Source organism: Ruegeria sp. N4 (assembly GCF_056531425.1).
The window spans coordinates 15,162-38,785 of sequence record NZ_JBQFLT010000017.1 but is presented as its reverse complement, the minus strand read 5'-3'; the positions used below and the strand labels follow the sequence as shown (position 1 = coordinate 38,785).

Sequence of the window (23,624 nt, the reverse complement as noted above, 5' to 3'; positions counted from 1 at the left end):
CACGGCGCTGCCAAGGGCCAAGCTATTCCAGATGCGCAATGATCGAGCGCAGGGTGGGAATTCCGTCGCCTTTCTCGGACGAAGTCAGCACGATTTCAGGGAAGGCCGCAGGGTGTTTGGACAGCGCAGCGCGCACTTGATCCAGAACCTTCTGGCGATCATTCGCTTTGACCTTGTCGGCCTTGGTCATGACGCATTGAAAGGTCACGGCGCTGGTGTCCAGCAGCTTCATGATCTCGGCGTCGACGGGCTTCACCCCATGGCGCGAATCGATCAGCACAAAGGCGCGGCGCAGGGTCTGTCGGCCGCTTAGATATTGCTTGAGCAGCCGTTGCCATTTCTCCACCACCTTGACCGGCGCGTTGGCGTAGCCATAGCCGGGCAGGTCCACCAGATACAGTTCCGGGCCTTGGGTGAAAAAGTTGATTTCCTGCGTGCGGCCCGGCGTGTTCGACGCGCGCGCCAGACCCTTGGTGCCGGTCAACGCGTTGATCAGGCTGGACTTGCCCACGTTAGAGCGCCCGGCAAAACAGACCTCAAGCCGGTCGGGGGCGGGCAGACCGTTCATGGCCACAACCCCTTTGACGAATTCCGAAGGCCCGGCGAACAGCTTGCGCCCACGCTCTTGCGCGAACTCGTCCGGGTCTTCGGCAAGCGGGAAGGGCAGCGATGTCATAGCAGGTTAACCTTATCGTCAAGGCGGATCTCGCCGCCCTGAATGACCTCGGCATAGACGCCGAAATCCTGATGATCCCAACTGTTGAGCGCGCCCAGGGTATCTGCGTCCCGCTCACCCGTTTCGGGATTGGCTGTTGTCGCCAGACAGCGGGTGATGCGTTCGCGAATGTGGAAAACGGCCTGACCGATTTGCACGTCGCGACCCAGCCAGTCGAATTCTTCCCATAGGGGCAGGCCCTCGAACCAGATATTGCCGCGCCAGCGCTTCGGTGACAATTCCCGGCCCAGTTTCTGTTCGATCGCGCGGTGCGAGGCCATGTTGCACAAGCTGATCGAGGGGTAATCGCTGTCGGTCATGCCACGCCCCGGCACCCGGACAATTCGGGCGGACGCTGCGCGATCCGCAGGCATCAGCGGTTTGACCCAATCCAGAAACACATCCTGCTGCGTGTCGGGCGCGAAGCTCAGATCCGGGCGTTCGGGGTGATGCAAGGTGACGCGGTCCCCTTCCATCCGGGCCGAGATCGCCATCAGCTTGGGCGCCTTTGAACCACGGCTGAAATTGGCGCAAGGCGCCCATTCGGTGCCATCGGTCTTCGCCGCCTCGTGCGCGACGGCCCAAACGCGATCCCCGGGCATGGTCTGCCCGGGGATTACTGTGACCTGATCCAGGGCTTCACGCCCATGGCTTTTGATCGGGTGCCGCCAAAGGGCTGAGACTGTCCCGATCATTTTCCGTCCGTCTTAGGCGTCCGCTTGAAGCCGGACTTGATGTTGCCGAACACGTCAGGCTTGTAGCCCTGACTGCGCATGATCAGGTATTGCTGGGTGAAGGTGATTGTGTTGTTCGCAATCCAGTAGACCACCAGCCCGCTGGCAAACCCGCCCAGCATGAACATGAACACCCATGGCATCCACGCGAAGATCATCGCCTGCGTCGGATCGGTTGGGGCCGGGTTCAGCTTTTGCTGCAGCCACATCGAGATACCCAACAGCAGCGGCAGGATGCCGATGAAGATCAGCGCCATGAAGCTTTCGGGTGCAGGTCCCGCCCAGGGCAGCAAGCCGAAGAAGTTGAAGATCGAGGTCGGGTCCGGTGCGCTCAGGTCCTGGAACGGGCCGAACCATGGGGCCTGACGCAGTTCGATGGTGACAAAGATCACTTTATACAGCGAGAAGAAGATCGGGATCTGCATCAGGATCGGCAGACAGCCCGCAGCCGGGTTTACCTTTTCCTTTTTGTACAGTTCCATCATGCCCTGCTGCATCTTCTGACGGTCGTCGCCAGCGGCCTCTTTCAGGGCCTCCATCTGCGGCTGCAATTCCTTCATCTTCGCCATCGAGACGTAGGATTTGAACGCAAGCGGGAACAGGATCGCCTTGATGATCAGGGTCAGACCGATGATCGACCAACCCATATTGCCGATCAGCACATTGATGTTGTGCAGCAGCCAGAAGATCGGCTTGGTCAGGAAGTAGAACCAGCCCCAATCGATGCTGTCGATGAACTTCTGCACGCCTTCCGCCTGATATTCGCGAATGGTGTCCCATTCCTTGGCACCGGCAAACAGCTGCGTCGTCACCTGCTCGGTCGCGCCAGGCGCGACGGTCAGGGTCGGAAGCACGGTTTCGGTTTGGTAGATCTTGCGGCGGGCGTCGTATTTGGCGGCTGCCTTGAACGTTGCGCCTTCCGCAGGGATCAGCGTCGTCATCCAATAGTGATCGGTAAACCCGACCCAACCGCCTTCCTTGACCTGAAACACCTCGGCCTGCGCGCGCTCGTTGGGGTCGATGTCAAAGTCCCGTACATCGCCATAGTCGATTTCATCCAAAACGCCGTCGGCCATGACCATGACGCCTTCGTGCAGGATGAAGAAGTTCTTGAGGCCGGGAAGGTCGCCATCTTCGCCAATGCCGTGCCGCGCCAGAATGCCATAGGGGGCCATGCTGACCTCGGCTGCGGTGGTGTTTTCAACCGATTGGGTCACCGAGAACATGTAATTTTCATCGACCGAGACGGTGCGGCGGAAGGTCAGGCCGTTGCCATTGTCCCAAGCCAGCGTGATCGGAGTGTCCACGCCCAATGTTGCGCCCTGCTCGAGCGTCCAGAGGGTGTTGGGGCCGGGGACATCCGTGCCAGTCACGCCCGAGCCCGGAGCCCAGCCATACAGCGCGTAATAAGCCGAGTCTGATCCCACCGGGGCCAGCAACTCGACAATGGGCGCGCCGTCTTCGATGGAAACCTTGTAGTCTTTCAGGAACAGCTCATCGATGCGTCCGCCCGACAGCGAAAGGCTGCCTTTCAGGCGCGGGGTGTCAATCGCGACCCGCGGGGCCTGTTCTTCGGGCAGTGTCTCTTCGGTGGCGGCGGTCGCTTCGCCCACAGCACCGGTCGCTGTTGCGCTGGGTGTCTGAATCTCGGACTCTTGGGTGGCGGCGATCTCGGTCTGATCGGTGGCAGGTGTGGGTTCCGGCGGGGGGAACAGCACGAACCAGACCAGGATCACGAGAAAGCTGAGCGCGGTTGCGAGGATGAGATTCTTGTTCTGATCGTCCATCTGGGACAGCCACCTTGAGCAGTGAAAGACACCCGCAGGGTTCAACAGAGTGCAGGCCCAAAGGTCAAGCGGAATCGGTTGTTATTTCGTCACGGCAGGGGTCTGATCGGCCTAAAGTTCGCCTTATGACCCCGTTTGGCGCCCAATCTTCGGAACACCGTTGACCTTGTTGCCATGTGCGGCAATCCAGTCCAGCGTTTTTTCAAACGGCATGGGCTTTCCGATCCCGAACCCTTGAACGTGATCGCAGCCCAGTTGTGCCATCAGGGCATGTTCACCCGGTGTCTCGACGCCCTCGGCCAGAGTTTCCACTTTCAGCCGTTCGGCCATGGTCAGGATCGCGCTGGCCAGTTGCTGTTGGCTTGGGTCCTGATCGGATTTCGCGACAAAGGATCGATCGATCTTGATCCGGGACACGTGGAACCGTTTGATCGACGCGATCGAGGCATGGCCGGTGCCGAAATCATCCAGATCAATGCAGCATCCCAGCGCCGCAAGGCCGGTGACGTTGCGGGTGATCACATCGTCCGGTCGGCGGGAAAACACGGTTTCCAGAACCTCGACAGCAAGACGGTCCGGTGTCAGGTCAAACTGATCCAGTTCCCATTTGAGGCGGTCAATCAAACCGGGGTCGCGCAACTCGTCAGATGAGAAGTTGATGCCGATCCGGGGCACGATGACCCCGGCCTGATCCCAATCGCGCATGGCCTGAAAGGCGTGGTGGCGGATGGCCTGACCAAAGCGTTCCATCAATTCGGCCTGTTCGGCAAAGGGCAGGAACACATGCGGCCCCAGCACGCCTTTTTGGGGATGTTCCCACCGGGCCAAAGCCTCAAACCCCGTGACGCGGCCTGTATCGGTCGAAACCTGCGGCTGGAACCATGGGCGGATTTCGCCGCCATTCAGGGCTGCGTCGAACTCTTTCCGCAGGTTGGTGCGAATGCGCGACCGGCGGCGGGTATCCGAGGAAAAGGCGCGAATCGTTGAGGGGCCGTTTTGCTGCGCCTCGACCAAGGCGCTGATCGCGGCTTCTTTCCAGTTTTCGGCTGCACCGTCCGCCTCTCGTGAACTCAGGCAGAATCCGATAGAGCAGGACGCATAGATACCTGTGCCATTCAGCATGACAGGGTCTTCGACGGCGGATTGAATGCGCCCTGACATCTGGATACAGGCCTCAAGGTCCAAATGTTGCGACGGGCGCAGGGCGATCAGGATCTTGTTTTCGCCCAGACGTGTTGCAATATCCTGGCCACGGATCATCGACAGGACGCGCGCGCAGACCTGTTCCATGATATGGTTGGCCGCTGCCTGCCCGTGCAGATCAAGGATCTGCGTGTGGTCATCCAGCGCGATGGCAAGGCAGGCCGACACATCGCCGCTTTGTTTTGAACGATCAAATATCCCGCTCAGTTCAATGTCGAACCGATCATTGGCCAGCAGACCGCCCGAGTGTTGCCCGCGCCCGGCTTTCGCTTCAAGCGTGCTGGCCCCGGCGATCAGCAGCGGAAGGCCAAGTGCTGTTGCAACCAAAGCACGCTCACCCCCGATCCAGAACGCACCTAGGCTGAGCGCGGGGACAAATGCCAAAGCAGACGAGGTGTTCAGAAGGGACGTCAGGCTACGCGCCAGACGGTCAAGTGAAGGTCGGTTCCGCATCGGTCTTTTGGCCCCTTGCAGTGATCGCACGGGCCAACCGTAGGAAATCAGTCTGAGTCAGTCGTTAACGCAACCGAGGAATTTCATCCGAATTTTCGGCTTTTTCGTCCGGTTTCAGCGCAAGATTGGCGAAATCGAACAGTTTCGGGTCCAAAAGATGCGAGGGGCGGGCATTGGTCAGGGCGCGAAACATCACCTGACGACGACCGGGGCTGTTCTTTTCCCATTGGTCGAGAATCTGTTTGACCTGCTGGCGTTGAAGCCCGTCCTGACTGCCGCACAGATCGCAGGGGATGATCGGGTAACGCATGGCGTTGGCGAATTTCTCGCAATCCGCTTCGGCCACATGGGCGAGGGGGCGATAGACGAACAGGTCACCTTCTTCATTCACCAGTTTCGGCGGCATGGTCGCCAGACGCCCACCGTGGAACAGGTTCATGAAGAAGGTCTCAAGAATATCGTCGCGATGATGGCCCAGCACCACGGCCGAGCATCCCTCTTCGCGGGCAATACGGTACAGGTTGCCGCGGCGCAGGCGCGAGCATAGCGCGCAATAGGTGCGCCCCTGCGGGACCTTGTCCATGACGACGGAATAGGTGTCCTGATACTCGATCCGATGGGGCACGCCCATACGCTCCAGAAACTCGGGCAGGACGGTGGCGGGAAAGCCGGGCTGGCCCTGATCCAGATTGCAGGCCAGCAGATCCACGGGCAACAGGCCGCGCCATTTCAGCTCATACAGAACCGCCAGAAGGGTATAGCTGTCCTTGCCGCCCGACAGGCAGACCAGCCAGCGGGGCGGCTTGCCGTCCTTGTCATGGGCGGTCGGGTCCACCATGCCATACTGCTCGATCGCTTCGCGCGTCTGGCGCACGATGCGCTTGCGCAGCTTCTTGAACTCGGTGGTCGAGGGCGCGCCAGCGAAGAGCGGGTGGATATCGTCTGCATCATCAAACATGGGCCGTGGTTACAGCGGACCGTTGGTCCGGGCAAGGTGTTGCGCGTTCGCCGGTTTGGGAAACCACCCCGAATATGCTATCTTCGCGGGATTTGGAGTTGGAGCTAGTAATGGACTATTTTTTCTCGGTCCGCGGGCGCAGCGGAGATCATTATTCGAACAAACTGGGCACGGCGCGGTATCTGGCGATTCCGTCGAACGTGAAGACACCGGCCCGAAAACACGAAGTTCCGGTGTCGCAATGGGTCGGAAAAGTTCAGGACGAAGCCGGTGCCACGGATGATGAGAAAGGCAACATCGTCATCTTTGTGCACGGCTTCAACACCGAACAGTACGAGATGCTGGAGCGGCACCGGAAAATCCGCAAGGGGCTAGAGGCGCATGGCTTCAAAGGCGTGCTTGTCAGCTTTGACTGGCCCAGTGACGGATCGGTATTGGGCTACAGTTCCGACCGGGCCGACGCGCGGCGCTCGGCAGACAAGCTGTTCACCCATGGGATCAGACGTCTGTCGCGCATGCAGACGGCGGATTGCCGATACAACATCCATGTACTGGCCCATTCCATGGGGACGTTTCTGGTGCGCGAGGCGATGGACTTTGCCGATGATGACCACGAAATCGCACAGCACAGCTGGATGACCAGCCAGATAGCTTTCGTCGCGGCGGATGTGTCGGCAAAGTCGTTCCGCGATGGCAGTTCCAAAACCTCGTCCCTGATGCGCCACTGCACACGGCTGACATGCTATTACAGCCCCTTTGATGAGGTGCTGTCAGTGTCCGAGGTCAAACGGGTCGGCGTGTCACGCAGGCTGGGGCGTGTCGGCATGCCGGACGATCATCCGGAAAAGGCCGTGAACCTGTATTGCGGCGCGTATTTCAAAGACAATCGCGATGACTATCCGGACGGCCCATCGGCCACCCATAGCTGGTACTTCGATTCGTCGCGGTTCTATGAAGACCTGCACCACACATTGACGGGCAAACTGGATCGCGAAGTCATTCCAACCCGAAAGTTCACTGACCGGGGCAATCTGGCGCTGTTTTAGTCGGACGGTTTGGTGGTCTTTTCGGGCACCGGGTCATAGCCATCGCCGCCCCAGGGGTGGCACCGGCCAATGCGTCGCGCGGCGAGCAATGTGCCTTTGATCGGGCCATGCTTTTCAAGCGCTTCCAGCGCATAGGCCGAGCAGGTCGGTTGATAGCGGCAGTTGAAACCGACCCAGGGGCTGAAGATCAGCCGGTATGCCCGGATGGGCAGCGCGATGATATGGGACAGAAAGGTCACTTGCGCGGCGCATGTATCTTGCGCAGCGCGTATCTCAGATCATCCAGCAGCGCCGCGAATGGGCGATCTGCCGTGACATTGGCGCGGCCGATCAGGACGTAATCCCACCCGTCCTGTCCATGTTGTGGCAAAACGGCTCTTGCCGCTTCGCGCAAGCGTCGCTTGGCGCGGTTGCGGGCGACCGCGTTGCCCACTTTCTTGGAACAGGTGAACCCAACGCGCAGCCCCGAGGCTTCGTCAGGCACGCGCTTGCGGGCCTGCACCATCATCGACGACGTGCCCTGTCGGCGCGCGCGTGCCGCTTTCAGGAAATCCGATCGGGTTTTGAGAACCGTCAGAGATACAGGCGCGCAAACGGATGCCGCCGGGGGCGTTTCCCGGGGGTGGTTTCTACCATCCTCAGGGGCCTCCGGCGGCGTCATGTTCACAACCTGATCGGTGAGCGGCTTATGCGCTCAGCGATTTGCGACCGCGTGCGCGGCGTGCGTTCAGGATCTTGCGGCCGGCCTTGGTGGCCATGCGCGCGCGGAAACCGTGGCGGCGTTTGCGAACCAGGTTCGAAGGCTGATAGGTGCGTTTCATCGCTCCGTCTCCAATCTATAGCGGTCGGGTGCGGCGCGGATTCGCCTGGCCCTAGTGTTCGAAGCCCGTCCTCTACTGCTAAGCGGGGGGTAAGTCAAACCCCAAGACCGGGGTTTTGACGCCTTTTGCAACAATTCTGTATCCCGGCCCCGGAAAAGGTTTCAAATTCCGGGTTTTGCGCCCGAAACCCTCACATTCACTGCCACATAGTTCAAGGCCGCGTGAGGGCCCTGTTGCTTGGCCTTCGGGCAGCGCATGTTGGGTCAGGAATGAAACAGACAAAGCCGGATGGCCAGATGAGCGAAACGACCCAGGCACCGCGCAGCGGAATTGCGCGTCATATCCCCTTGCTTGTTATCCTTGCCGCTGCTGCGGTCGGGTTCTTTACGCTTGGCGATTACCTGAGCTTCGAGACCCTGCGCGACAATCGCGAGGCGCTGCTGGCCTGGCGCGATGCAAATTACTGGGCAATGGCGGCCGCTTTTGTGGCGATCTACATCGTGATCGTTGCATTCTCGCTGCCCGGCGCGGCTGTGGCATCCATGACCGGCGGGTTCCTGTTCGGCCTGTTCGCGGGCACGGTATTCAACGTTTTTGCAGCGACCGTTGGCGCATCTGCCATCTTCCTGGCTGCGCGTTGGGGATTGGGCGAGTCGCTGACGGCGCGGCTGGAATCCTCGGAAGGTACGGTCAAAAAGCTGAAAGACGGGCTGCGTGAGAATGAGATCTCGGTCCTGTTCCTGTTGCGGCTGGTTCCGGTCGTTCCCTTCTTTGTCGCCAATCTGGTGCCCGCGCTGGTCGGCGTGAAGTTCCGCAACTTCCTGATCACAACCGCGCTGGGTATCATTCCGGGCGGCATTGTCTACACTTGGATCGGCGTCGGGCTGGGCGGGGTGTTCGACCGGGGTGAAACCCCAGACGTGTCCCTGTTGTGGGAGCCGTTTGTGATCGGGCCTATCATTGGTCTGTGTGTGCTGGCTGCTCTGCCGATTGTGATCAAAGCCCTGCGTGGCAAAAAGGACGCCTGACTCATGACCGAACTGAAGACCGATATCCTGGTGATCGGTGCCGGGTCAGGTGGCCTGTCCGTGGCTGCGGGGGCCGCCCAGATGGGGGCCGACGTGATTCTGCTGGAAGGTCACAAGATGGGTGGCGATTGCCTGAATTTCGGCTGCGTCCCGTCCAAAGCGCTGATTGCCAGTGGCAAGGCCGCCTATGCGCAAGCCCACGCATCACCCTTTGGGGTGTCGGATGTCGTCCCACAGGTGGACTATGGTGCCGCCAAGGACCACGTGCACGACGTAATCGCACAGATCGAACCGATGGACAGTCAGGACCGGTTCGAAGGTTTCGGCGTGAAGGTCTTTCGCGAGTTTGGGACCTTCCTGTCGCCAACGCAGGTGCAGGCGGGGGACAATGTGATCACCGCCCGCCGCGTGGTGATCGCGACGGGCTCATCGCCGCTTGTGCCTCCGATACCGGGTCTGGAGACGGTACCGTTCTACACCAACGAGACCATCTTTGATCTGCGTGAAAAGCCCGATCACCTGCTTATCATCGGCGGCGGCCCCATCGGTATGGAAATGGCGCAGGCGCATATCCGGCTGGGCTGCAAAGTTACGGTGATCGAGGGCCTGAAGGCGCTGGGCAAGGATGATCCCGAAGCCGCCGCAATCGTGCTGGATACCCTGAAGGCGGAAGGCGTCGATATCCGCGAACAGGCGATGGTCGCCGAGATCAGGGGCGCAGACGGCGCGGTCGAGGTTGTCACAGAAACCGGAGAGGTCTTTGCCGGTACCCACCTTCTTATGGCCGCCGGACGCAAGGCCAACGTTGAACGCCTGAACCTCGAGGCGGCGGGGATCGACCGCACCCGGACGGGTATCAGGGTCGATGACGCTCTGCGCACCAGCAACCGCAAGGTCTATGCCATCGGCGACGTCGCTGGCGGGCTGCAATTCACCCATGTCGCCGGGTATCATGCCGGTATCATCATCCGATCCGCTCTGTTTGGCCTGCCATCCAAGGCCAAGACCGCGCATATCCCATGGGCAACCTATACCGACCCGGAACTGGCCCAGGTTGGCCTGACCGAAGCGCAGGCGCGCGAACAGCATGGGGACAAGGTGGAAATCGCCCGGTTCGATTATCACCACAACGACCGCGCCATTTCCGAGCGCAAGACGAAAGGGTTTATCAAGGTTATGGTCGTAAAAGGCCGACCTGTCGGTGCAACGATCGTGGGGCATCAAGCCGGGGAACTGATCAACTTGTGGTCTCTTGCGCTTGCCAATAACCTTAAGATGGGTCAGATCGCCGCGATGGTTTCCCCCTATCCGACGATAGGAGAGCTTAACAAACGTGTGGCGGGTGCTTATTTCTCGCCGAGGCTGTTTGAGAATCAGACAGTTAAACGAGTGGTCAGGTTCGTCCAGCGCTGGATCCCCTGACCTAAAGAAGGAGCGCCAATTGAACTCGCTTTCGGGCCGTTTCCTGATCCTGACGACGGTCTTCGTGATGTTGGCCGAAATCCTGATCTTTGTCCCCTCGATTGCGCGCTTTCGCGAAGACTTTCTGCTGAACAGGCTTGAGCGTGCGCAGATCGCCTCGCTTGCGTTGCTGGCCGACGACATGCTGGCCGATGAGCTTGAGGCCGAACTGCTGGCCAATGCCGGTGTCTATAACGTGGTTTTGCGGCGTGACGAGGTGCGGCAGTTGATGCTGTCCTCGCCCATCCCCGAGCAGATCACCAATACCTATGATCTGCGCGATGCGGGCCCCTGGATTCTGATCCGCGACGCGGTGAACCGTATCTTCACGGTCGAAAACGAAGTCGTTCGCGTGATCGGAGAGCCGGTCAAAGGGGCCGGGCTGTTGATCGAGGTGACCATCGACAGCGCGCCTTTGCGCATGGCGATGGTGGATTACGGCCTTCGGATTCTCGGCCTGTCCTTTGTAATCTCGATCATCACGGCGTCGCTTTTGTTTCTGGCGGTTCGCGTCGTCCTTGTGCGTCCGATCAAAAGCGTTGTCGGCTACATGCAGCGCTACGCCAGCGCGCCTGAGGACGCGCGGGGTATCATTGCACCTGCCTCCAAAGTCACGGAACTGCGCGAGGCGGAAGAGGCACTGAAAACCTTGCAGACCGATCTGACCCAGGCCCTGAAGCAGCGCGAGCGTCTGGCGCAACTTGGCGGAGCCGTCGCCAAGGTCAGCCATGATCTGCGCAACATCCTGACCTCGGCGCAGCTGTTCACCGACAGGATCGAATCCAGCGATGACCCGCTGGTTGGTCGTCTGGCGCCGAAACTGGTCAACTCGATCACCCGGGCCGTCTCACTGTGCGAAAGCACCCTGGCCTTCGGCCGCGCTGAAGAGCCCGCGCCGACCCTGACAATGGTCCGGGTTCGAGACGTGGCGGCGGATGTGGCGGCCAGCGAACAACTGGCCGTTGCGGATGCCCACGTCGAAATCGTCAACGAAGTCCCCGAGGACCTGGTCGTACGCGCCGACCCCGAGCAGTTGTTCCGCGTCATCATGAACCTTGTGCGCAATGCCAGACAGGCCCTGGTCGCATCAGGCCAACCCGGCCGCGTGACCATCGCCGGATGCGAGTTCGAGACCAGCTGGTGCATCGAAGTCAGCGACACGGGCCCCGGTCTGCCGCCAAAGGCGCGCGAGAATCTGTTCACACCCTTTCAGGGCGGCGTCCGCAAAGGAGGCTCGGGTCTGGGCCTTGCGATTTCACAGGAACTGGTGCGCGGCCATGGCGGAGATCTGCTTCTGAAAGACACCAGCGCAAGCGGAACAACCTTTGAAATAAGGCTTCCCCGCGGCGACGTGACTTTTTGAAAGTTTTTTGAAGAATCGACTTGCACGTCCACCGCCCCGGGTCTAAATACCGCCTCACCAACGCGGACCGATAGCTCAGCTGGATAGAGTACTTGACTACGAATCAAGGGGTCGGGGGTTCGAATCCTCCTCGGTCCGCCACTTGGTGCTTCTTGAACGTCACACGAACCTGACCCAACCGTCATAGTGCGACCAGGAGCGAGGTGATCGCTCAACATCAGACGGCGCACCAAGCCGAAAACTACTTTTGCAATGAAATTGGTATCGAGTTGTAGATCCACGAAAGCGCGTTGCAACTCCTTCACGGGACAACAGCAATTTGGTTACATCTCGTCGCCACTTGTTGCCTTATATTGGCAATTGCTAACATTTGTTGTGGAAATCTTAAGAGCCATACCTTATTCACAGTACTGTGCAGTCGCCTGCTGTACCGAACTGTCTCCGTATGGTGTGCGTTCCATGGGTTCACATGGATAGGTCAGCAGAGCGCGCCTTCATCTAAATTCCCAAACATCGCTGATGCAACCTTGTTGAACGCCACACGAACGTGACCCAACCGTTACAGTGCGACCAGGACAGGGTGAGCGCCAAACATCAGATGGCACACAAGGCCGGATAGTAACATTGCAATGAAATTTGCTTTGAGCTGCAGATCCGTCTACCGGCTACCGAAGTTCAGACAACCACCCGGCTCTTGATATTTGACCACTATGGTTCCATATGAGAGTCGAGGCGCGAGCTTGTATTGCCCTCTTTCCGAGGCCCACGCGTAAGCGCGGGTTTTCGTGTTTTTGGAGATTGGCCTGGATCAACATTGCGTGGAGTGCATTCCTCGTTAGATTATTATTCTGATACTTGACGAACCTGTTGAACGTCACACGTGCCTGGCCCAACCGTCATAGTTGTACCAGATAATCGATGGACGCTCGACATAACATAGCACCCCAAGTCAATTTTTCTTTTATCAACGGGTGAGATCCAGGACTGCAGATCAGTCGCTGTAACTCGCAACTGTTCGATCTTTTGTGTAGTCTGTTATCTGCCAATTGCGGCCCAAACCGGCCATCGACCAAGGTCTTGCTTCGCAGCAGTGCGGCTCGTCAGATCGGACTTTCGCTGCGAGTGCGAAATCAGGATCTTCAAGAATTGCGGGCCACAGGCGGAGCATCAGTAACCACAGCCCGATTAGTCAGCGAGTCGCGCTCGGGCGATGGCAATGTATGGAGGAGTAGTATCGACAGTCTTCGGGCCATTGCGATGAGCGCGACGAAGATTTCGGATGAGTCGATCAATCCCTTGTCTGTTTGAAAGCTGCCGCAAGGCTGGGCTGGGCGCGTCAAAGAAAAATCCGAATAAGGGATCGTTCTCAGAAGATCCCCGGCTGTGCTCTGCCTTGGAGGCCGTCGCTTGGTCATTTTTTGCTGCGGACGCTATCGCCCGAGACCAGGCTACTGAAGTGTGAGCACGATGGTACAGATCAATCCGGCGGAGAAGGGCGAGCGCTAGTACTTCCGCCGTGTTTGCGATTCTCGCGAAGCCCCTTGCGCGCGCCCGAACGGCGCAGGGATAAACATAGGTTGCAAAAGCCCGAAGAAGTCGTCCTTGAGCTGCGAGTGTGCGCCCAGCCTCTAATAACAAACGAAGAAGTGTGCGCTCTGAACACCCAGTCCGAAGTACCTCTTCAAAAACCGTCTCGAGAACTTCCTCAGCTGTGTTTGCACTGAATTTCCGCACGGCGTGAGCATTGGCAATCATGAAGCCAATGGCTTCATGCTGACCTACCCCGTGTGCTGCCTTGTAGACTTCGTTCGTAGCCTTTGCGGCAATGATCTCAGGGGCCACGCCCATCTTTGCCATCGAAGCGAAACGGATATGGGTCATTTCCGGAGTCGTTGACCCGACCTTCTCGAGGGACATAAGCGCCAGCCCATAATCACCTTCTAGGTAGTTCAGGTGAGCCGCACGCGCAGAGAGGCGCTTCATGAACGTGTTGCTCGACGCCTTGTTCTCAATCTCTGGCAGACTGTCATGCATAGCTTGCGCTTCCTCAAGAGCGCTCCAGACTTGTTCCAGACGCCCGACTTCTGCCAAAACCAATGACTCGTCGAATTTTGCCGAGATCCGGTCCACCGGAGATGTCTCATCAGCATCGAGCTTTTGAAAGCAGGCGAGGGCCTGTTTGAGCATCCCAAGGTCGAGCAGAGCGTACCCGCATTCGCGAATGTAGGATGTATGGAATGATGGATGTAAAGCGGGGTGTGGGTGTCCGAGTTTACCTCCGTCGCTCATCAGTTGCAGCAACTCCGCGGCATACCCAAAAGCTCCGTGACGTTTGGACAGCGCGCGGGTGGCGCTCCCCACCTTAGGCCCTCGATTGAACCAGCTGTTCCGGTTAATATATCGCTGATAGACCTCGGAATAACAAAAGTTCACGACGTCCTCAGGGTCGCAGCCCTGCTGTTTTAACGTGGGCGCGGGCGGGAACTTGGACCATTGCCCGGTCACATCAGCAAGTGCCGGACGCGCGTCCGCATCAATTTGACCAACCGCTAACATCAGATGCCTGATCGTTTCGCCGGCGAGGAAAACGCTATGACGATGCTGCAGCGGAAAGTACGGAAACTCTTCGCGCAGCACATTCTTGTTATGGTTCTGGTTCCATAGGCGCCAAGCGATGCGATAGTGGGCCTCGGCGCGCTGCTCGGGCTCCGTCGTGTGCCAGTGGTCCTGAACAAGTGCCTTGATCCCTATGCCCAAAGCGAAAACACGTTTTTCGACGACCCGCCCCGCTCGGTTGAATGTGTTAAGAGGTGCCCTCAAGGGCGTCCTGTGGTCATCAACGATGGACTCAAAAGTGTCGAGTTTGACCTCTCGCAGCCGAACGTCACCCTTTGGACAATGCGTGGAAGGCCTGACAAGCGCGTCATAGCCACCATACGAAAGCCAGTGGAGAGCGGTGGAACAGTATCTCAGTGAATTCAATTCGGACCGGCGCGCGCCGACTCCCGCTAGGCGAAGATACCCAATAATGTCGTCATGCAATATCTCGATGTCTTCCGGCCATGGGCGCGGACCAGCCAATGCCTCGAAGCCGCGCGTGGGATCAAAGTATCCGAAGTTGCTTGGGTCCGACGCAAAGAAGGCCCTCAAGCGGAGGTTGGCGGGCCAGACTTCGCGATCAAGGCGTACTTGATCGGTCTCATAGTGCCATTTGGCGCGTTTCAGTCGATTGCCCTCGATCATTGCTTCCGGGACACCGCGTACAGCCCGGTAATGAGCCTCCATCTCTCGATAATCTTCAAATCTTGCGCCAGTATATCGCAGTGCGTCGATCAGTTCGGCCGCAAGCGCCGAAGAGGCGGCTCCAGCTCCACTTCTGTCCAAGACATATTCCATGGCCCGCGATCGACCGATGGTGATAAGCCTGCAAGGACCGGAACCGTGGGTGTTGATCAGTGCGTCGACAAAAATGCGCGACGCTTGCCCATCGGCGTGCGCCTTGTTGCCTTTTGCCGGTAGGTGACATGCGTCGCACAATACCAATAGAAGTTTTTTATCGCGCACGATGTCTGCAAGTGTTGGCGGCAACTGTCCATCAGAAGGATTTGCGCCAAACATCGCAGCCAATTGCCGCATCTCAGCGACAAACGGCTCGTCCGGGTTCGTGCACCTAACGAACACGATCTCGGAATAAATGTCCGACAGATCGGGATGGCTTGCCAGAGACCGCGCCGCCAGTGTTGCACCTGACCATGGCTCTGCTGGCCAATGGACGACCGGGAATTCTCCCGCGAGCAGTGCCAGTTTGAGCTTTCGTGCAGCAGCGCGCTCTTGGCTGCCCATGGGAGGATGCGCGGCGGTCCGATCGACAGGCACGCGTTTGACTGGATGCAGCGTTGAAAGTCCTAAATCATCAACTTGAGGGACAAGACCATCGCCAGATTTCGAGGTCAGCAGCGCGTCGATGTCTCGCGTACCATCAGCGGCAAAAATATCACCGATGTCCAACACCGTTGTGATCTTTTGGCGGAGCGTTGAAGACTCCCGTAGAGCGCGCTCTAGCCATTTACCCGAGATCTGGCGCGAAAGAATGCGCGCAATCGTAGGCTCTGATCCTCCTCTTTCGGGGAGTCGATTGACCTCACTGAGGAAGTTTCTCAATTGCTTGTAGCTCAACTTGCGGAACGTTTCCGGGTCGACCTTCTTTATGTAACTCAGCCGGTCTATGTGGCTCAGGTTGACTTCATCAAGCATTATGCCGCCTCCCTTGGCTTCGGGCGCGCATTTGGAGAATTCGTGCGCTCCGAACTGCAATGACCCTATTTAAAGATCATAGCCGTTCTCAAGCCCAGCTTCTTGCAAGACTGTTTCTTAATCTAGCCGACGATAACTCCCGGAAATCTTGCAGCGCACGAAAGCTCACCGATTGCATAGCAGGTCCGTTTTATGATTCTTTCGCGCGGCCGAATTCGCAAAGGGGTGGCGTGCAGGCATACCACCGGCAATGGGTTGCCTCTTGTTGCCCAGAAGCGAACTTAGACACTGGGAATCTACGATGCTTTATGTTGCCCTGACTGCCACGGTCGCCATGCTATATACCCACGCGGCAATCGAAGCTTGCAAAGAAGACTGTCCGAACCTAGCGCATCGTGTGCGCGAAATGGGTCTGGCGCTTGCATATTGGGGCATCTGTTGTTCCAAGGGCATTGAGCTTTGGGTCTATTCTTTGGCCATCCAGCACTCGGCAACCTGAAACCAGCCAGCGCGCTTGCCCGACTGGCTCACCCCCATTGACGATAATCTTGGAATACGGTTGGTCACGCAACCACTCAAGCCAACGTTTTGATCGTTCCATATCGGGTTTCGGCAGGTTGTCTGTTTCACCGCCACACATGCGAACAATTTCGGCGCTTGTCACAGGCTGCGGAGACACTCCCCGCAACCTGCAATCTAATGGTCGTTACTCATTCGACGTCTTTGTCAGCCCGTTGGCTGGCGTAGGCTTTGAGCATCATTTCCGTGTACTCGACAATGCTCTTGGTGTGCTCACCCAGCCCTGGCCACGCAAAGGGCAACTCCCGCAGACAAATTTCTTGATCAACGTTTATCCCGAGTTGACCGGCAACTGAGAGTGCTGAAACAAGTTTCTTGTGCTCCGGCCAAGCGACGCGCCCCTCCTTTAAGCGCCTTCCACCAGTACATACTTCTTAGGCATGGCGTATCTCTACTTAGATGACAGCAAACATCACCGCTTTGGTTTTTCCTTGGCGGCTTTTGTGATTTGCGACACTGACCCGTCGGAACACATCGGCTCCGTTTTCCGAAAACTTGGATATGATCCCGAGACTTTTGAGTTCAAATCGTCTTCAAAGATGGCGAAAGACGAACGTCTCCAAGCCTTACGAAGAGACTTAAAGTCCTTCATTGGAAGACATTGCAAAATAGCCGTCTGCGTTGTGGGCAGAGATAATAGGCTGGGGCCTGCAGCTCTCGAACTACTGGCTGCGGCCCTTTCACACTCCCAATTGGAAGGGCAATCGCACGAAGTATTCTTTGATGAAGGCTTGTTTCAATCCTCTAAAGCTGCTTCGCATCTAGTGGATGACGATCCCAGATTTCGGCTCTGCAAATTCCACTTTGAGCAGGACTCACGAAAGCACTTGGGCATTCAATTGGCAGACATCGTTGCTCACACATGCAGCACGATGCTTCTTGAGACACTAGGCAACATCACCAAGAAAATTGTTCTGAATATACCTGGAGACAGTGTTTATGATGGTCTAGAAGTTGAGCTCGGCTTTGAGATGTGGGCTGGAATTCGTTATGCCTTTTTGGCAAACAACAAGCCGAATCCGAAGGACGACTTGGATCTAGCCAACGTGGACGTCTACCCCTGGGGATTGTTCATCGACGATAGTGCTAATGAGCAGATTTGCATTTCAGCAATGGAGCGATTTGGCGAGAACTACCTTGGCTGCATCCATTGACGGCTCATTGCGGGCACTAAACATCACCAACTACGCTACATGCAGACTCCTCGAAGCGGTCGTCGAATGCATGCGCAGAATTTTGAGGGCCTGACCTTTGCAAACAACAAAATGCTGCTTAACACTCATTTAGAGGTTCCAGTGAAGTCCTTCGACGGCGTCTTGGTCGTCCGCAACCAGCAGGTGACCCGGCAATGGCTCCTTGGTCCTGTGTTTGCCAATGCGGTACGGAGCCATCGACTCTTCCATGGCGCAGGACTCATCTTGGCGGGTTGTAAACTCCACCTGAAAGTAGTTTCCATAAATCCAACGTAGCCGTGAAGTTGAGGCTGTGAACTCCCGTGCGATTAAGTGGTTCTGGAAGTGTCGGCGTTGGTCAATCAATTGATGGCCCAAGCTTTCCATGCCGACATGCACCACTCCAGGGCGGTCATCGGGGAGTTGACCTTCGGCGCTGGCAATCTTTCTTTTGAAGTGATCAGCCTTGGCTCGCTGAGCCGCTGTCGAAATACTCACCCAGTTCACCAAAGACGCGTGATAAATTACTTCAGCATAAGATGGTTTAGATTCAGCGCGGCAACGGTGCGGATACGACAGCGTTCATCTGCGTCAGCTGATCCGCGACCTTTTTGGTGGTACGCGCGCTTTCCAAGCTGTTCCTGACGGTTGCCAAACGTTGCCAAACTTAGCTCGGCAAAAGCGGCGAAGGGTCTCAGAGTTGGTGCAACTGGTTCTATCAGGCCGCTTGAGTGCGTCGGGGCGCCTTGGAGGGGAGTTTAAAATCAGCAACCTGCTTGTTTCCAAAATTGAGATGTCTGAAATCTTCTCCGATCGACCTCGAAAAAGATCGGCCAGGAAGCAGCGGAACAAAGAGTAAAAACGCCAGCGAGTAGCGGGTATGCTACAGGAATTGCGGATGAGATCGATCGGGTTGTGAACTACATTGCGCTCATCCGCCGTTTGAAAAAGCAGGGTCTCTATGATTTGGGCAGGTCGGACGAAGAAAGTCCGGATGGGGGATGCGATGGATTGAAGGCGCAAAGATCGGCGGTGGATGAACTCGCACCCGGCCTTGGCTACAAGCCTACCGGGTTGGGGATAGAGATATCGGTCAAGACCGGCTGCGGTTTGCCACAGGGATATGGCCGCTTGCCTGACGAAATTGACTCGGTGGACGCCTCGGAAATAAACTGTTTGATGTTTGACAGCGGTTTCGGGAGACAACGGCTATGGTGAGATCCAACAGTCCTTCGGACGCAGAGCTCTCCGCTATGGTTTGTGAGATGTTGGCGCAATCGATAGAGCGAGCGAAATTGCCCACTTGGCGCGTGGCGCTGGCACCAATGTTGTTCGGGGCGGCATTCACCTTGACCCTAATGGTCCTTACAAAGTGGCTCATAGATATCGGCTTGCTTTGATGGCTTCGGCTTAGCGGGTGGCTGCGCCGGATATGATGCGGTTTCCGATGATACGGCCAGTTTCTTCTAAGGAGAAGCTGCATGGCGAGGAAAGATTGGTAACCCAAGGAAACAAGTGTGCCTGTCTCCCCGGGTGAGCTGTCCACTCAACCAGAAATCGCTTCACATAACACCCGTTCAGTGATTTTGCTCTCGGCTATTTTGCCGTCAAATCGTCCGGCGGTTGCGAAAGCAGCCAATCGGGGGCTACTTCGCGGCAACTGAAGTGTGGGTCCAGTTTAGCTTACTCTGCCGCTGCGCCAATGGCCGCTGTAGCAAAAAACTCAGACCAAAAAACAGCCTATTTAGTACCAGTCAGAAACGCCGGGCATAACCCTTCGATGCATATGGCTGAAAAGCCTGTTCAACTCTGTTAAGCTCGCTTTGACGGTAAGCTTTGCTCCAAGGATTCGGACGAAATGGACCCACGAGGTTACCGGGCTCTCGAACTGATTTACGACACGGCGGTCAATCCAGGATGTTGGCGGCGTGCATTAGACGCGACGGCAGCAGCCATCGGCGCAAAGGCTATCGCACTCGTGATCCGTGGAAAAATGGCCGGGGCAAAAGACTTGACGATGATGTCCAGCGTTTATCTGGAATTTTCACGTACACCGGCAGGGTGGTACTACGGCACATGGCTTTCAAAAATGCAAAACCAGGACTGGGATTTTCTCCAATCCCAGCCAGCGCATCACCCGATCCTAGATTTGGAAACAGGGTTTTCAGCCGAGGCTCTTGATGCCCGCAAAGACTATGCGTTTCTTAGAAAGCGAACCGGTGTTGCCCGCCGGCTTGGGATACGTCTTAACTCCGATTCTGTGTGGTTTGATGCCATGAGCATCGGATTTGATCAGCTGGAGATAGAAATTCCACACGCGGCTAGTGAAAGATCGCGGGATCTGCTTCCGCATCTAACAAAAGCGCTAGAAATCGGCCGTATGTTTGCGCTCTTGAAAGCCCGGTACAAGGCTGCGCTTTCGGCATTGGATCGGATTCAGGCAGGAATAGCTATCGCACTGCCAGATGGACAGATCATTGTCACGAACACTGAGGCGGACAGAGTGCTGAGTCTCAAGGATGGCGTTGTTTTGTCGGGTGATAGACGGCTAGTAACACCTGACCCCGACACAACATCCAAGATCCGAGCTCACATCCTCGACGTGGGTTCTACGGCGCAGGGTCAGGCCAATCGGCATGAATCCTTGATTTCAGTCAAACGCCCTTCAGGATTGACCCCGCTGCTCCTGGACATCGGCCCAATCAGCGACAGCAAAGCGGAACTCGAACAGGGGCTTGATGGGGCGCTTGTCACTATCATCGATCCTGAGCGTGTTCCGTATCTTCGACTGGAACGGTTCACCGAGCTCTACGGGCTGACCCAAGCAGAAACCGATGTGTGTCGGTGGATTGCAGATGGTGCGACTATTGCAGAAATTGCAGAACGGCGAGGTACTAGCCCGATAACCGCGAAGAACCAAGTTTCGATGGTACTCGCCAAAGCCGGGGTTGGCAGCCGAGTCGAACTGATAAGGCTTATCCTTCGTATTCTACCGCCGGTGGCCTAAAGGCAGTGCAGACCTTCCAGGTAAGAACAGCGTGTCATGATCCATTCGGATCATGACGAAGCAGCTTAAATGCGCCAACCTCCATGTGTTTTTCAACCCAATAGTGGGTCATCATTGGTAAGGAGGTAAGTATGAGAACATTTATTTCTATCGGTTCTAGAATTTCGGTGTGCATGGTGCTCATCGCTACATCACAAGCGATGGCCAATGGCGTCCAACCTGACATTATCTCGCTAGATCTGGCCTCTGAGTGCACAACCAACCCGGTGTCTTCTAGTGGCAAAGGACACACATGTTACGCAGATAATTGGACGTGCCAAACTGCCCCCGAAAAATACGTAATTGCAAAAGAAAGCGTTTCACCGAGATTTACGAGTGTAAACGGTCCTGGAGCTAGGTGCGACCTCCAATTCTCAGAAGAGACAGAGGTAATTCCTGGCACCAAAATTTATCAACCAAAGAAGGTCTGCATGCGAGCCACCGCGCAGTCCGGCAGCGGGATGAATCGTGCTGGTGTTCGCGGGTGGGCCAAATGCGTCCTTGATGGCAACATGACAAGATATCTTCAATGAGCAACTGCCTTGGCACGGGCGGAATATCATCCCCTTTGCCAAGGCTTGATCCGAGCGTTTAAACAACGGAGCTGACGAAATGGCATCGATGTTCACAAACAAGTTGTTTTGGGCCGCAGCCCTGACGATCATCACGATGGCAGCGGCAGCAGACGCAGCAAATCTGAACTTCAAATATTCGAGCGAGATCGACTCGAAACAGTTCGGCTATACAAACGTCGTGATTGATGATGCAGGTAAGGTCAATGCGACCACAAAATTCTCGAATGGCAAGCGATACGATGGTGACCATTTTGTCACGCAGGTTATAGTGTACGGGCCGAACAACGTTCCCCTTCTGAGTATGTCGTACGGTGCAGGGATCAATGCCACCGGCGGTATCGGCTCTGCAAAAGAAGTGATTGTTTCGAAGGTCGGCCAGCTCTCCGCCGATATGATCGATGATGTACAGTGGGTTGGAGTCCGACACTTAACCAACGACACCAAGGACGACATGAAGATTTGGGAGGCAGTTAAGGTGCTCTTCGAGGCTATCCTGCAAGCGAACTCTGGTGATGGCGGATCACAAGCAGCTGCTGCGTCCTCGGCTCGTATTGACGGTAAGGCAGTCCACTATCGGAGTGCGGCTTCGTCCAACAAGGTCTTTTCCAAAGAAGAGTTCGATCTAGGCCTACTGCCGCGCGCATCCAAGGGCTTGCAGGCACTCCGTCAAGGTGGTGGTAGTCGTGGAAGTATGTCGCACCGAATCTACCAACTTCCCTAAGTATGTGAATTGGTGCCACGTCCGATATTGGGCAGTGCTGACAGATCGTTTGAGTGCAATTAGGTTTTCTACTTGGCTCAGATTGGAACCAACTTCAAAACCACCATCCCAAAACATAGCTTCAAATGCATTGTTTTGTCGCTGGCCAGTCTTCCACCGGAACCATTAAGAAATCTCGTGCTACAAACCCTTGGTGAGATTTGGTTTGATTTTGTCACGTTTTTGGCTGCTACCGAAGATCGGACGTTCGTGTTGATCACAGCATTTCGACAAAATTGGGCTCTTTCAACGCTTTGGCCGCTACGTCGGCGAAAGGTAGGTTTTGTAAATTCGCGCTGTTTAAGCCGTCAAAGCGCGGTTTTGGGCTTGAAGAAGATTATAGTCAAGTTGCAAATTTCATGACGTCCGCACCGAAAGCTGAAACTTGGCAAAATCAAGCTGTGGAAGTGGTATGCAAATCAGGTGCGTAACTTGATTTTATCTGATAGGCTCAAATCATGCTTATCGGCTCCAGGGCCCCGACCGTCAGATCGGGTCTTTATATTAAGCGAACATTGATCGTTTTTGCCGGGAAAAGGCAACGAACAAAACCGTGAACAGCCCTCCGCAGCTTGAGAAGGCAACCGGCGCGTTGGGGATTGGCGATATGCCCATTGGTCTTGACCGTAGGCTTGAAGTCTAACGCAGTATTACTGGAATTTGTTATGCGGGTTTTTTTGACATTCTTGGTGTTTTTCCTATCTATACTTCTACCTCGCGCAGGTGTTCCTCAGCACATCGATTCCAACATTCCAAATCGTCTCATGGGGACGAACGAAGCCCTCGAAAAAGGTGTGACGTTCAGTTGGTATGGAGCCGCATCAATAATAATCGACGACGGAGAAACGAGCGTCCTAATCGATCCATTTGTTTCCCGCAGTAGCAACCGACCAGTTGATATACTTCTCCAGAGAGATGCTGTAGTTGAGAAGTCGAAAGTGCTTGATAGATGCATGCAGCCTCGTTTTAAACGTGCGACAACGATCTTGGTCGGCCACACTCACTATGACCACGTTCTGGATGCGGCTGAGTTTGCCGATTGCACAAAAGCCCACGTATATGGGTCCGCTGACGCAAAAAGAGTCGTTTTTGCTCATGGCTATAGGAAGTTTTCGGTTGTTCAGCCGGGTCAGACAATCGGGGAACTTCAGACGGGCGGCTCATTTACAATAGAAATACTGAGTGGAAGGCATGGCAGGGCGCCATTACTAATAGATCCTCTCGACAGGGAAGTCGGCGCTGAGTTCGCAGTACCTGCGCCGATCACGGCCTACGGCCGCGGTGAGGTATTGAACTTTCTTGTTTCTCACTCAGCAGGAACCATCCTGCACATCGGGAGCGCTGGAATTCCTCGCGATTCAATAGAAGGCTTACAAGGTAGAGTTGACGTGCTTTTGCTATCACTAGTAGGGCGGCCAGCAACAAAGTACTTTCTCGCCAAATTGGTTGGCGATCTTCAGCCAAAGCATGTTGTCCCAATTCATTTCGACAACTTATTCGATCCAATAGGTGAACCTATTAGAGTAACCTCTCTTGCTAGACTGAATAATTTCTTTCGCGTGGTGAAAACAGATCATCCTGATGTGAATGCCGGAGTGGCTCTCTTCGACGAGTTGTGGCGGATCCGTGATGGAGATATTGTGCGAGTTGATCAATAGATTCCAGCCTC

At 56.2% G+C, this 23,624-nt stretch carries 22 protein-coding genes and 1 tRNA gene; 13 read left to right on the top strand and 10 right to left on the bottom strand.

Features of this window, described 5'->3' with window-relative positions; genetic code table 11:
- Positions 1-22 precede the first annotated feature (22 nt).
- The 5 genes from yihA to ttcA form a co-directional block, all read right to left on the bottom strand.
- The gene (gene yihA, locus ACR0LW_RS19985; RefSeq protein WP_170456095.1) at positions 23-676 is read right to left on the bottom strand and encodes a ribosome biogenesis GTP-binding protein YihA/YsxC; all 654 of its coding nucleotides are present in this window, start codon (positions 674-676) and stop codon (positions 23-25) included.
- A complete protein-coding gene (locus ACR0LW_RS19980) occupies positions 673-1,410 on the bottom strand; it encodes an MOSC domain-containing protein (RefSeq protein ID WP_480583079.1) in 738 nt (245 codons plus the stop codon). Before ACR0LW_RS19980 ends, yihA begins: the two co-directional genes overlap by 4 nt.
- On the bottom strand, positions 1,407-3,236 hold the full coding sequence (gene yidC / locus ACR0LW_RS19975; RefSeq protein ID WP_480884129.1) for a membrane protein insertase YidC: 1,830 nt from the start codon (positions 3,234-3,236) through the stop codon (positions 1,407-1,409). The genes ACR0LW_RS19980 and yidC overlap by 4 nt, the downstream gene beginning before the upstream one ends.
- Positions 3,237-3,359: 123 nt before the next feature.
- Entirely contained in the window at positions 3,360-4,892 is a 1,533-nt protein-coding gene (locus ACR0LW_RS19970; protein ID WP_480884127.1) for a putative bifunctional diguanylate cyclase/phosphodiesterase, read from the bottom strand.
- Positions 4,893-4,956: 64 nt separating this feature from the next.
- Positions 4,957-5,850 carry a tRNA 2-thiocytidine(32) synthetase TtcA gene (ttcA, locus tag ACR0LW_RS19965; RefSeq protein WP_170634811.1) on the bottom strand — a complete coding sequence of 298 codons (894 nt, stop codon included), beginning with the start codon at positions 5,848-5,850 and terminating at the stop codon, positions 4,957-4,959.
- A 110-nt stretch (positions 5,851-5,960) separates the two neighbouring features.
- Between ttcA and ACR0LW_RS19960 the strand changes: the two genes are divergently transcribed.
- A complete protein-coding gene (locus ACR0LW_RS19960) occupies positions 5,961-6,896 on the top strand; it encodes an alpha/beta hydrolase (protein WP_480884125.1) in 936 nt (311 codons plus the stop codon).
- Here ACR0LW_RS19960 and yidD read toward each other — a convergent pair.
- From yidD to rpmH, 3 genes are read right to left on the bottom strand one after another with little or no spacing between them, the layout of a single operon-like run.
- The gene (gene yidD, locus ACR0LW_RS19955) at positions 6,893-7,135 is read right to left on the bottom strand and encodes a membrane protein insertion efficiency factor YidD (protein WP_170524917.1); all 243 of its coding nucleotides are present in this window, start codon (positions 7,133-7,135) and stop codon (positions 6,893-6,895) included. The genes ACR0LW_RS19960 and yidD overlap by 4 nt on opposite strands.
- Positions 7,132-7,557, bottom strand: a complete 426-nt coding sequence (gene rnpA, locus ACR0LW_RS19950) for a ribonuclease P protein component (RefSeq protein WP_480583063.1) — start codon at positions 7,555-7,557, stop codon at positions 7,132-7,134. The genes yidD and rnpA overlap by 4 nt, the downstream gene beginning before the upstream one ends.
- 25 nt (positions 7,558-7,582) lie before the next feature.
- Positions 7,583-7,717 carry a 50S ribosomal protein L34 gene (rpmH, locus tag ACR0LW_RS19945; RefSeq protein WP_005980833.1) on the bottom strand — a complete coding sequence of 45 codons (135 nt, stop codon included), beginning with the start codon at positions 7,715-7,717 and terminating at the stop codon, positions 7,583-7,585.
- A 296-nt stretch (positions 7,718-8,013) separates the two neighbouring features.
- Between rpmH and ACR0LW_RS19940 the strand changes: the two genes are divergently transcribed.
- The 4 genes from ACR0LW_RS19940 (at position 8,014) to ACR0LW_RS19925 (ending at position 11,710) form a co-directional block, all read left to right on the top strand.
- On the top strand, positions 8,014-8,745 hold the full coding sequence (locus ACR0LW_RS19940; RefSeq protein ID WP_480583060.1) for a TVP38/TMEM64 family protein: 732 nt from the start codon (positions 8,014-8,016) through the stop codon (positions 8,743-8,745).
- Between the two features lie 3 nt (positions 8,746-8,748).
- On the top strand, positions 8,749-10,167 hold the full coding sequence (locus ACR0LW_RS19935; RefSeq protein WP_170456082.1) for an FAD-dependent oxidoreductase: 1,419 nt from the start codon (positions 8,749-8,751) through the stop codon (positions 10,165-10,167).
- Positions 10,168-10,186: 19 nt separating this feature from the next.
- Positions 10,187-11,569 carry an ATP-binding protein gene (locus ACR0LW_RS19930; protein ID WP_480583054.1) on the top strand — a complete coding sequence of 461 codons (1,383 nt, stop codon included), beginning with the start codon at positions 10,187-10,189 and terminating at the stop codon, positions 11,567-11,569.
- A 64-nt stretch (positions 11,570-11,633) separates the two neighbouring features.
- Positions 11,634-11,710: transfer RNA gene (locus tag ACR0LW_RS19925), tRNA-Arg, on the top strand.
- Positions 11,711-12,754: 1,044 nt separating this feature from the next.
- Here ACR0LW_RS19925 and ACR0LW_RS19920 read toward each other — a convergent pair.
- Positions 12,755-15,823, bottom strand: coding sequence for a hypothetical protein (locus ACR0LW_RS19920; protein WP_480884122.1), 3,069 nt, complete (start codon positions 15,821-15,823; stop codon positions 12,755-12,757).
- A 301-nt stretch (positions 15,824-16,124) separates the two neighbouring features.
- Here ACR0LW_RS19920 and ACR0LW_RS19915 point away from each other — a divergent pair, with 301 nt between their 5' ends.
- From ACR0LW_RS19915 to ACR0LW_RS19905, 3 genes are all read left to right on the top strand, one after another.
- Positions 16,125-16,322 carry a hypothetical protein gene (locus ACR0LW_RS19915; protein WP_480884120.1) on the top strand — a complete coding sequence of 66 codons (198 nt, stop codon included), beginning with the start codon at positions 16,125-16,127 and terminating at the stop codon, positions 16,320-16,322.
- Between the two features lie 49 nt (positions 16,323-16,371).
- Positions 16,372-16,698, top strand: a complete 327-nt coding sequence (locus ACR0LW_RS19910; protein WP_480884118.1) for a hypothetical protein — start codon at positions 16,372-16,374, stop codon at positions 16,696-16,698.
- Positions 16,699-16,782: 84 nt separating this feature from the next.
- Positions 16,783-17,556 carry a DUF3800 domain-containing protein gene (locus ACR0LW_RS19905; RefSeq protein ID WP_480884116.1) on the top strand — a complete coding sequence of 258 codons (774 nt, stop codon included), beginning with the start codon at positions 16,783-16,785 and terminating at the stop codon, positions 17,554-17,556.
- A gap of 129 nt (positions 17,557-17,685) precedes the next feature.
- On the opposite strand, the gene ACR0LW_RS19900 is transcribed toward ACR0LW_RS19905, so the two are convergent.
- Entirely contained in the window at positions 17,686-18,072 is a 387-nt protein-coding gene (locus ACR0LW_RS19900; protein ID WP_480884114.1) for a hypothetical protein, read from the bottom strand.
- A 417-nt stretch (positions 18,073-18,489) separates the two neighbouring features.
- On the opposite strand from ACR0LW_RS19900, the gene ACR0LW_RS19895 reads away from it, so the two are divergent.
- From ACR0LW_RS19895 to ACR0LW_RS19875, 5 genes are all read left to right on the top strand, one after another.
- Positions 18,490-18,792 (top strand): hypothetical protein, encoded by a 303-nt coding sequence (locus tag ACR0LW_RS19895; RefSeq protein WP_480884113.1) that lies wholly within the window; start codon positions 18,490-18,492, stop codon positions 18,790-18,792.
- A 640-nt stretch (positions 18,793-19,432) separates the two neighbouring features.
- Positions 19,433-20,581 carry a helix-turn-helix transcriptional regulator gene (locus tag ACR0LW_RS19890; RefSeq protein ID WP_480884111.1) on the top strand — a complete coding sequence of 383 codons (1,149 nt, stop codon included), beginning with the start codon at positions 19,433-19,435 and terminating at the stop codon, positions 20,579-20,581.
- A 651-nt stretch (positions 20,582-21,232) separates the two neighbouring features.
- The gene (locus ACR0LW_RS19885; protein ID WP_480884109.1) at positions 21,233-21,916 is read left to right on the top strand and encodes a hypothetical protein; all 684 of its coding nucleotides are present in this window, start codon (positions 21,233-21,235) and stop codon (positions 21,914-21,916) included.
- Between the two features lie 72 nt (positions 21,917-21,988).
- Positions 21,989-22,318, top strand: coding sequence for a hypothetical protein (locus ACR0LW_RS19880; RefSeq protein ID WP_480884107.1), 330 nt, complete (start codon positions 21,989-21,991; stop codon positions 22,316-22,318).
- Positions 22,319-22,575: 257 nt separating this feature from the next.
- Complete coding sequence (locus ACR0LW_RS19875) at positions 22,576-23,613, top strand: MBL fold metallo-hydrolase (RefSeq protein ID WP_480884105.1); 1,038 nt, start codon at positions 22,576-22,578, stop codon at positions 23,611-23,613.
- The last annotated feature ends 11 nt before the right edge of the window (positions 23,614-23,624 follow it).

Coding starts and splice junctions, on each gene's coding strand:
- yidC (WP_480884129.1), bottom strand. CDS start 3,236: ATGGACGATCAGAACAAGAATCTCATCCTCGCAACCGCGCTCAGCTTT.
- yihA (WP_170456095.1), bottom strand. CDS start 676: ATGACATCGCTGCCCTTCCCGCTTGCCGAAGACCCGGACGAGTTCGCG.
- ACR0LW_RS19935 (WP_170456082.1), top strand. CDS start 8,749: ATGACCGAACTGAAGACCGATATCCTGGTGATCGGTGCCGGGTCAGGT.
- ACR0LW_RS19890 (WP_480884111.1), top strand. CDS start 19,433: ATGGACCCACGAGGTTACCGGGCTCTCGAACTGATTTACGACACGGCG.
- rpmH (WP_005980833.1), bottom strand. CDS start 7,717: ATGAAACGCACCTATCAGCCTTCGAACCTGGTTCGCAAACGCCGCCAC.
- ACR0LW_RS19940 (WP_480583060.1), top strand. CDS start 8,014: ATGAGCGAAACGACCCAGGCACCGCGCAGCGGAATTGCGCGTCATATC.
- ttcA (WP_170634811.1), bottom strand. CDS start 5,850: ATGTTTGATGATGCAGACGATATCCACCCGCTCTTCGCTGGCGCGCCC.
- ACR0LW_RS19885 (WP_480884109.1), top strand. CDS start 21,233: ATGGCATCGATGTTCACAAACAAGTTGTTTTGGGCCGCAGCCCTGACG.
- ACR0LW_RS19980 (WP_480583079.1), bottom strand. CDS start 1,410: ATGATCGGGACAGTCTCAGCCCTTTGGCGGCACCCGATCAAAAGCCAT.
- ACR0LW_RS19915 (WP_480884120.1), top strand. CDS start 16,125: ATGCTTTATGTTGCCCTGACTGCCACGGTCGCCATGCTATATACCCAC.
- rnpA (WP_480583063.1), bottom strand. CDS start 7,557: ATGACGCCGCCGGAGGCCCCTGAGGATGGTAGAAACCACCCCCGGGAA.
- ACR0LW_RS19920 (WP_480884122.1), bottom strand. CDS start 15,823: ATGCTTGATGAAGTCAACCTGAGCCACATAGACCGGCTGAGTTACATA.
- ACR0LW_RS19960 (WP_480884125.1), top strand. CDS start 5,961: ATGGACTATTTTTTCTCGGTCCGCGGGCGCAGCGGAGATCATTATTCG.
- ACR0LW_RS19970 (WP_480884127.1), bottom strand. CDS start 4,892: ATGCGGAACCGACCTTCACTTGACCGTCTGGCGCGTAGCCTGACGTCC.
- ACR0LW_RS19905 (WP_480884116.1), top strand. CDS start 16,783: ATGGCGTATCTCTACTTAGATGACAGCAAACATCACCGCTTTGGTTTT.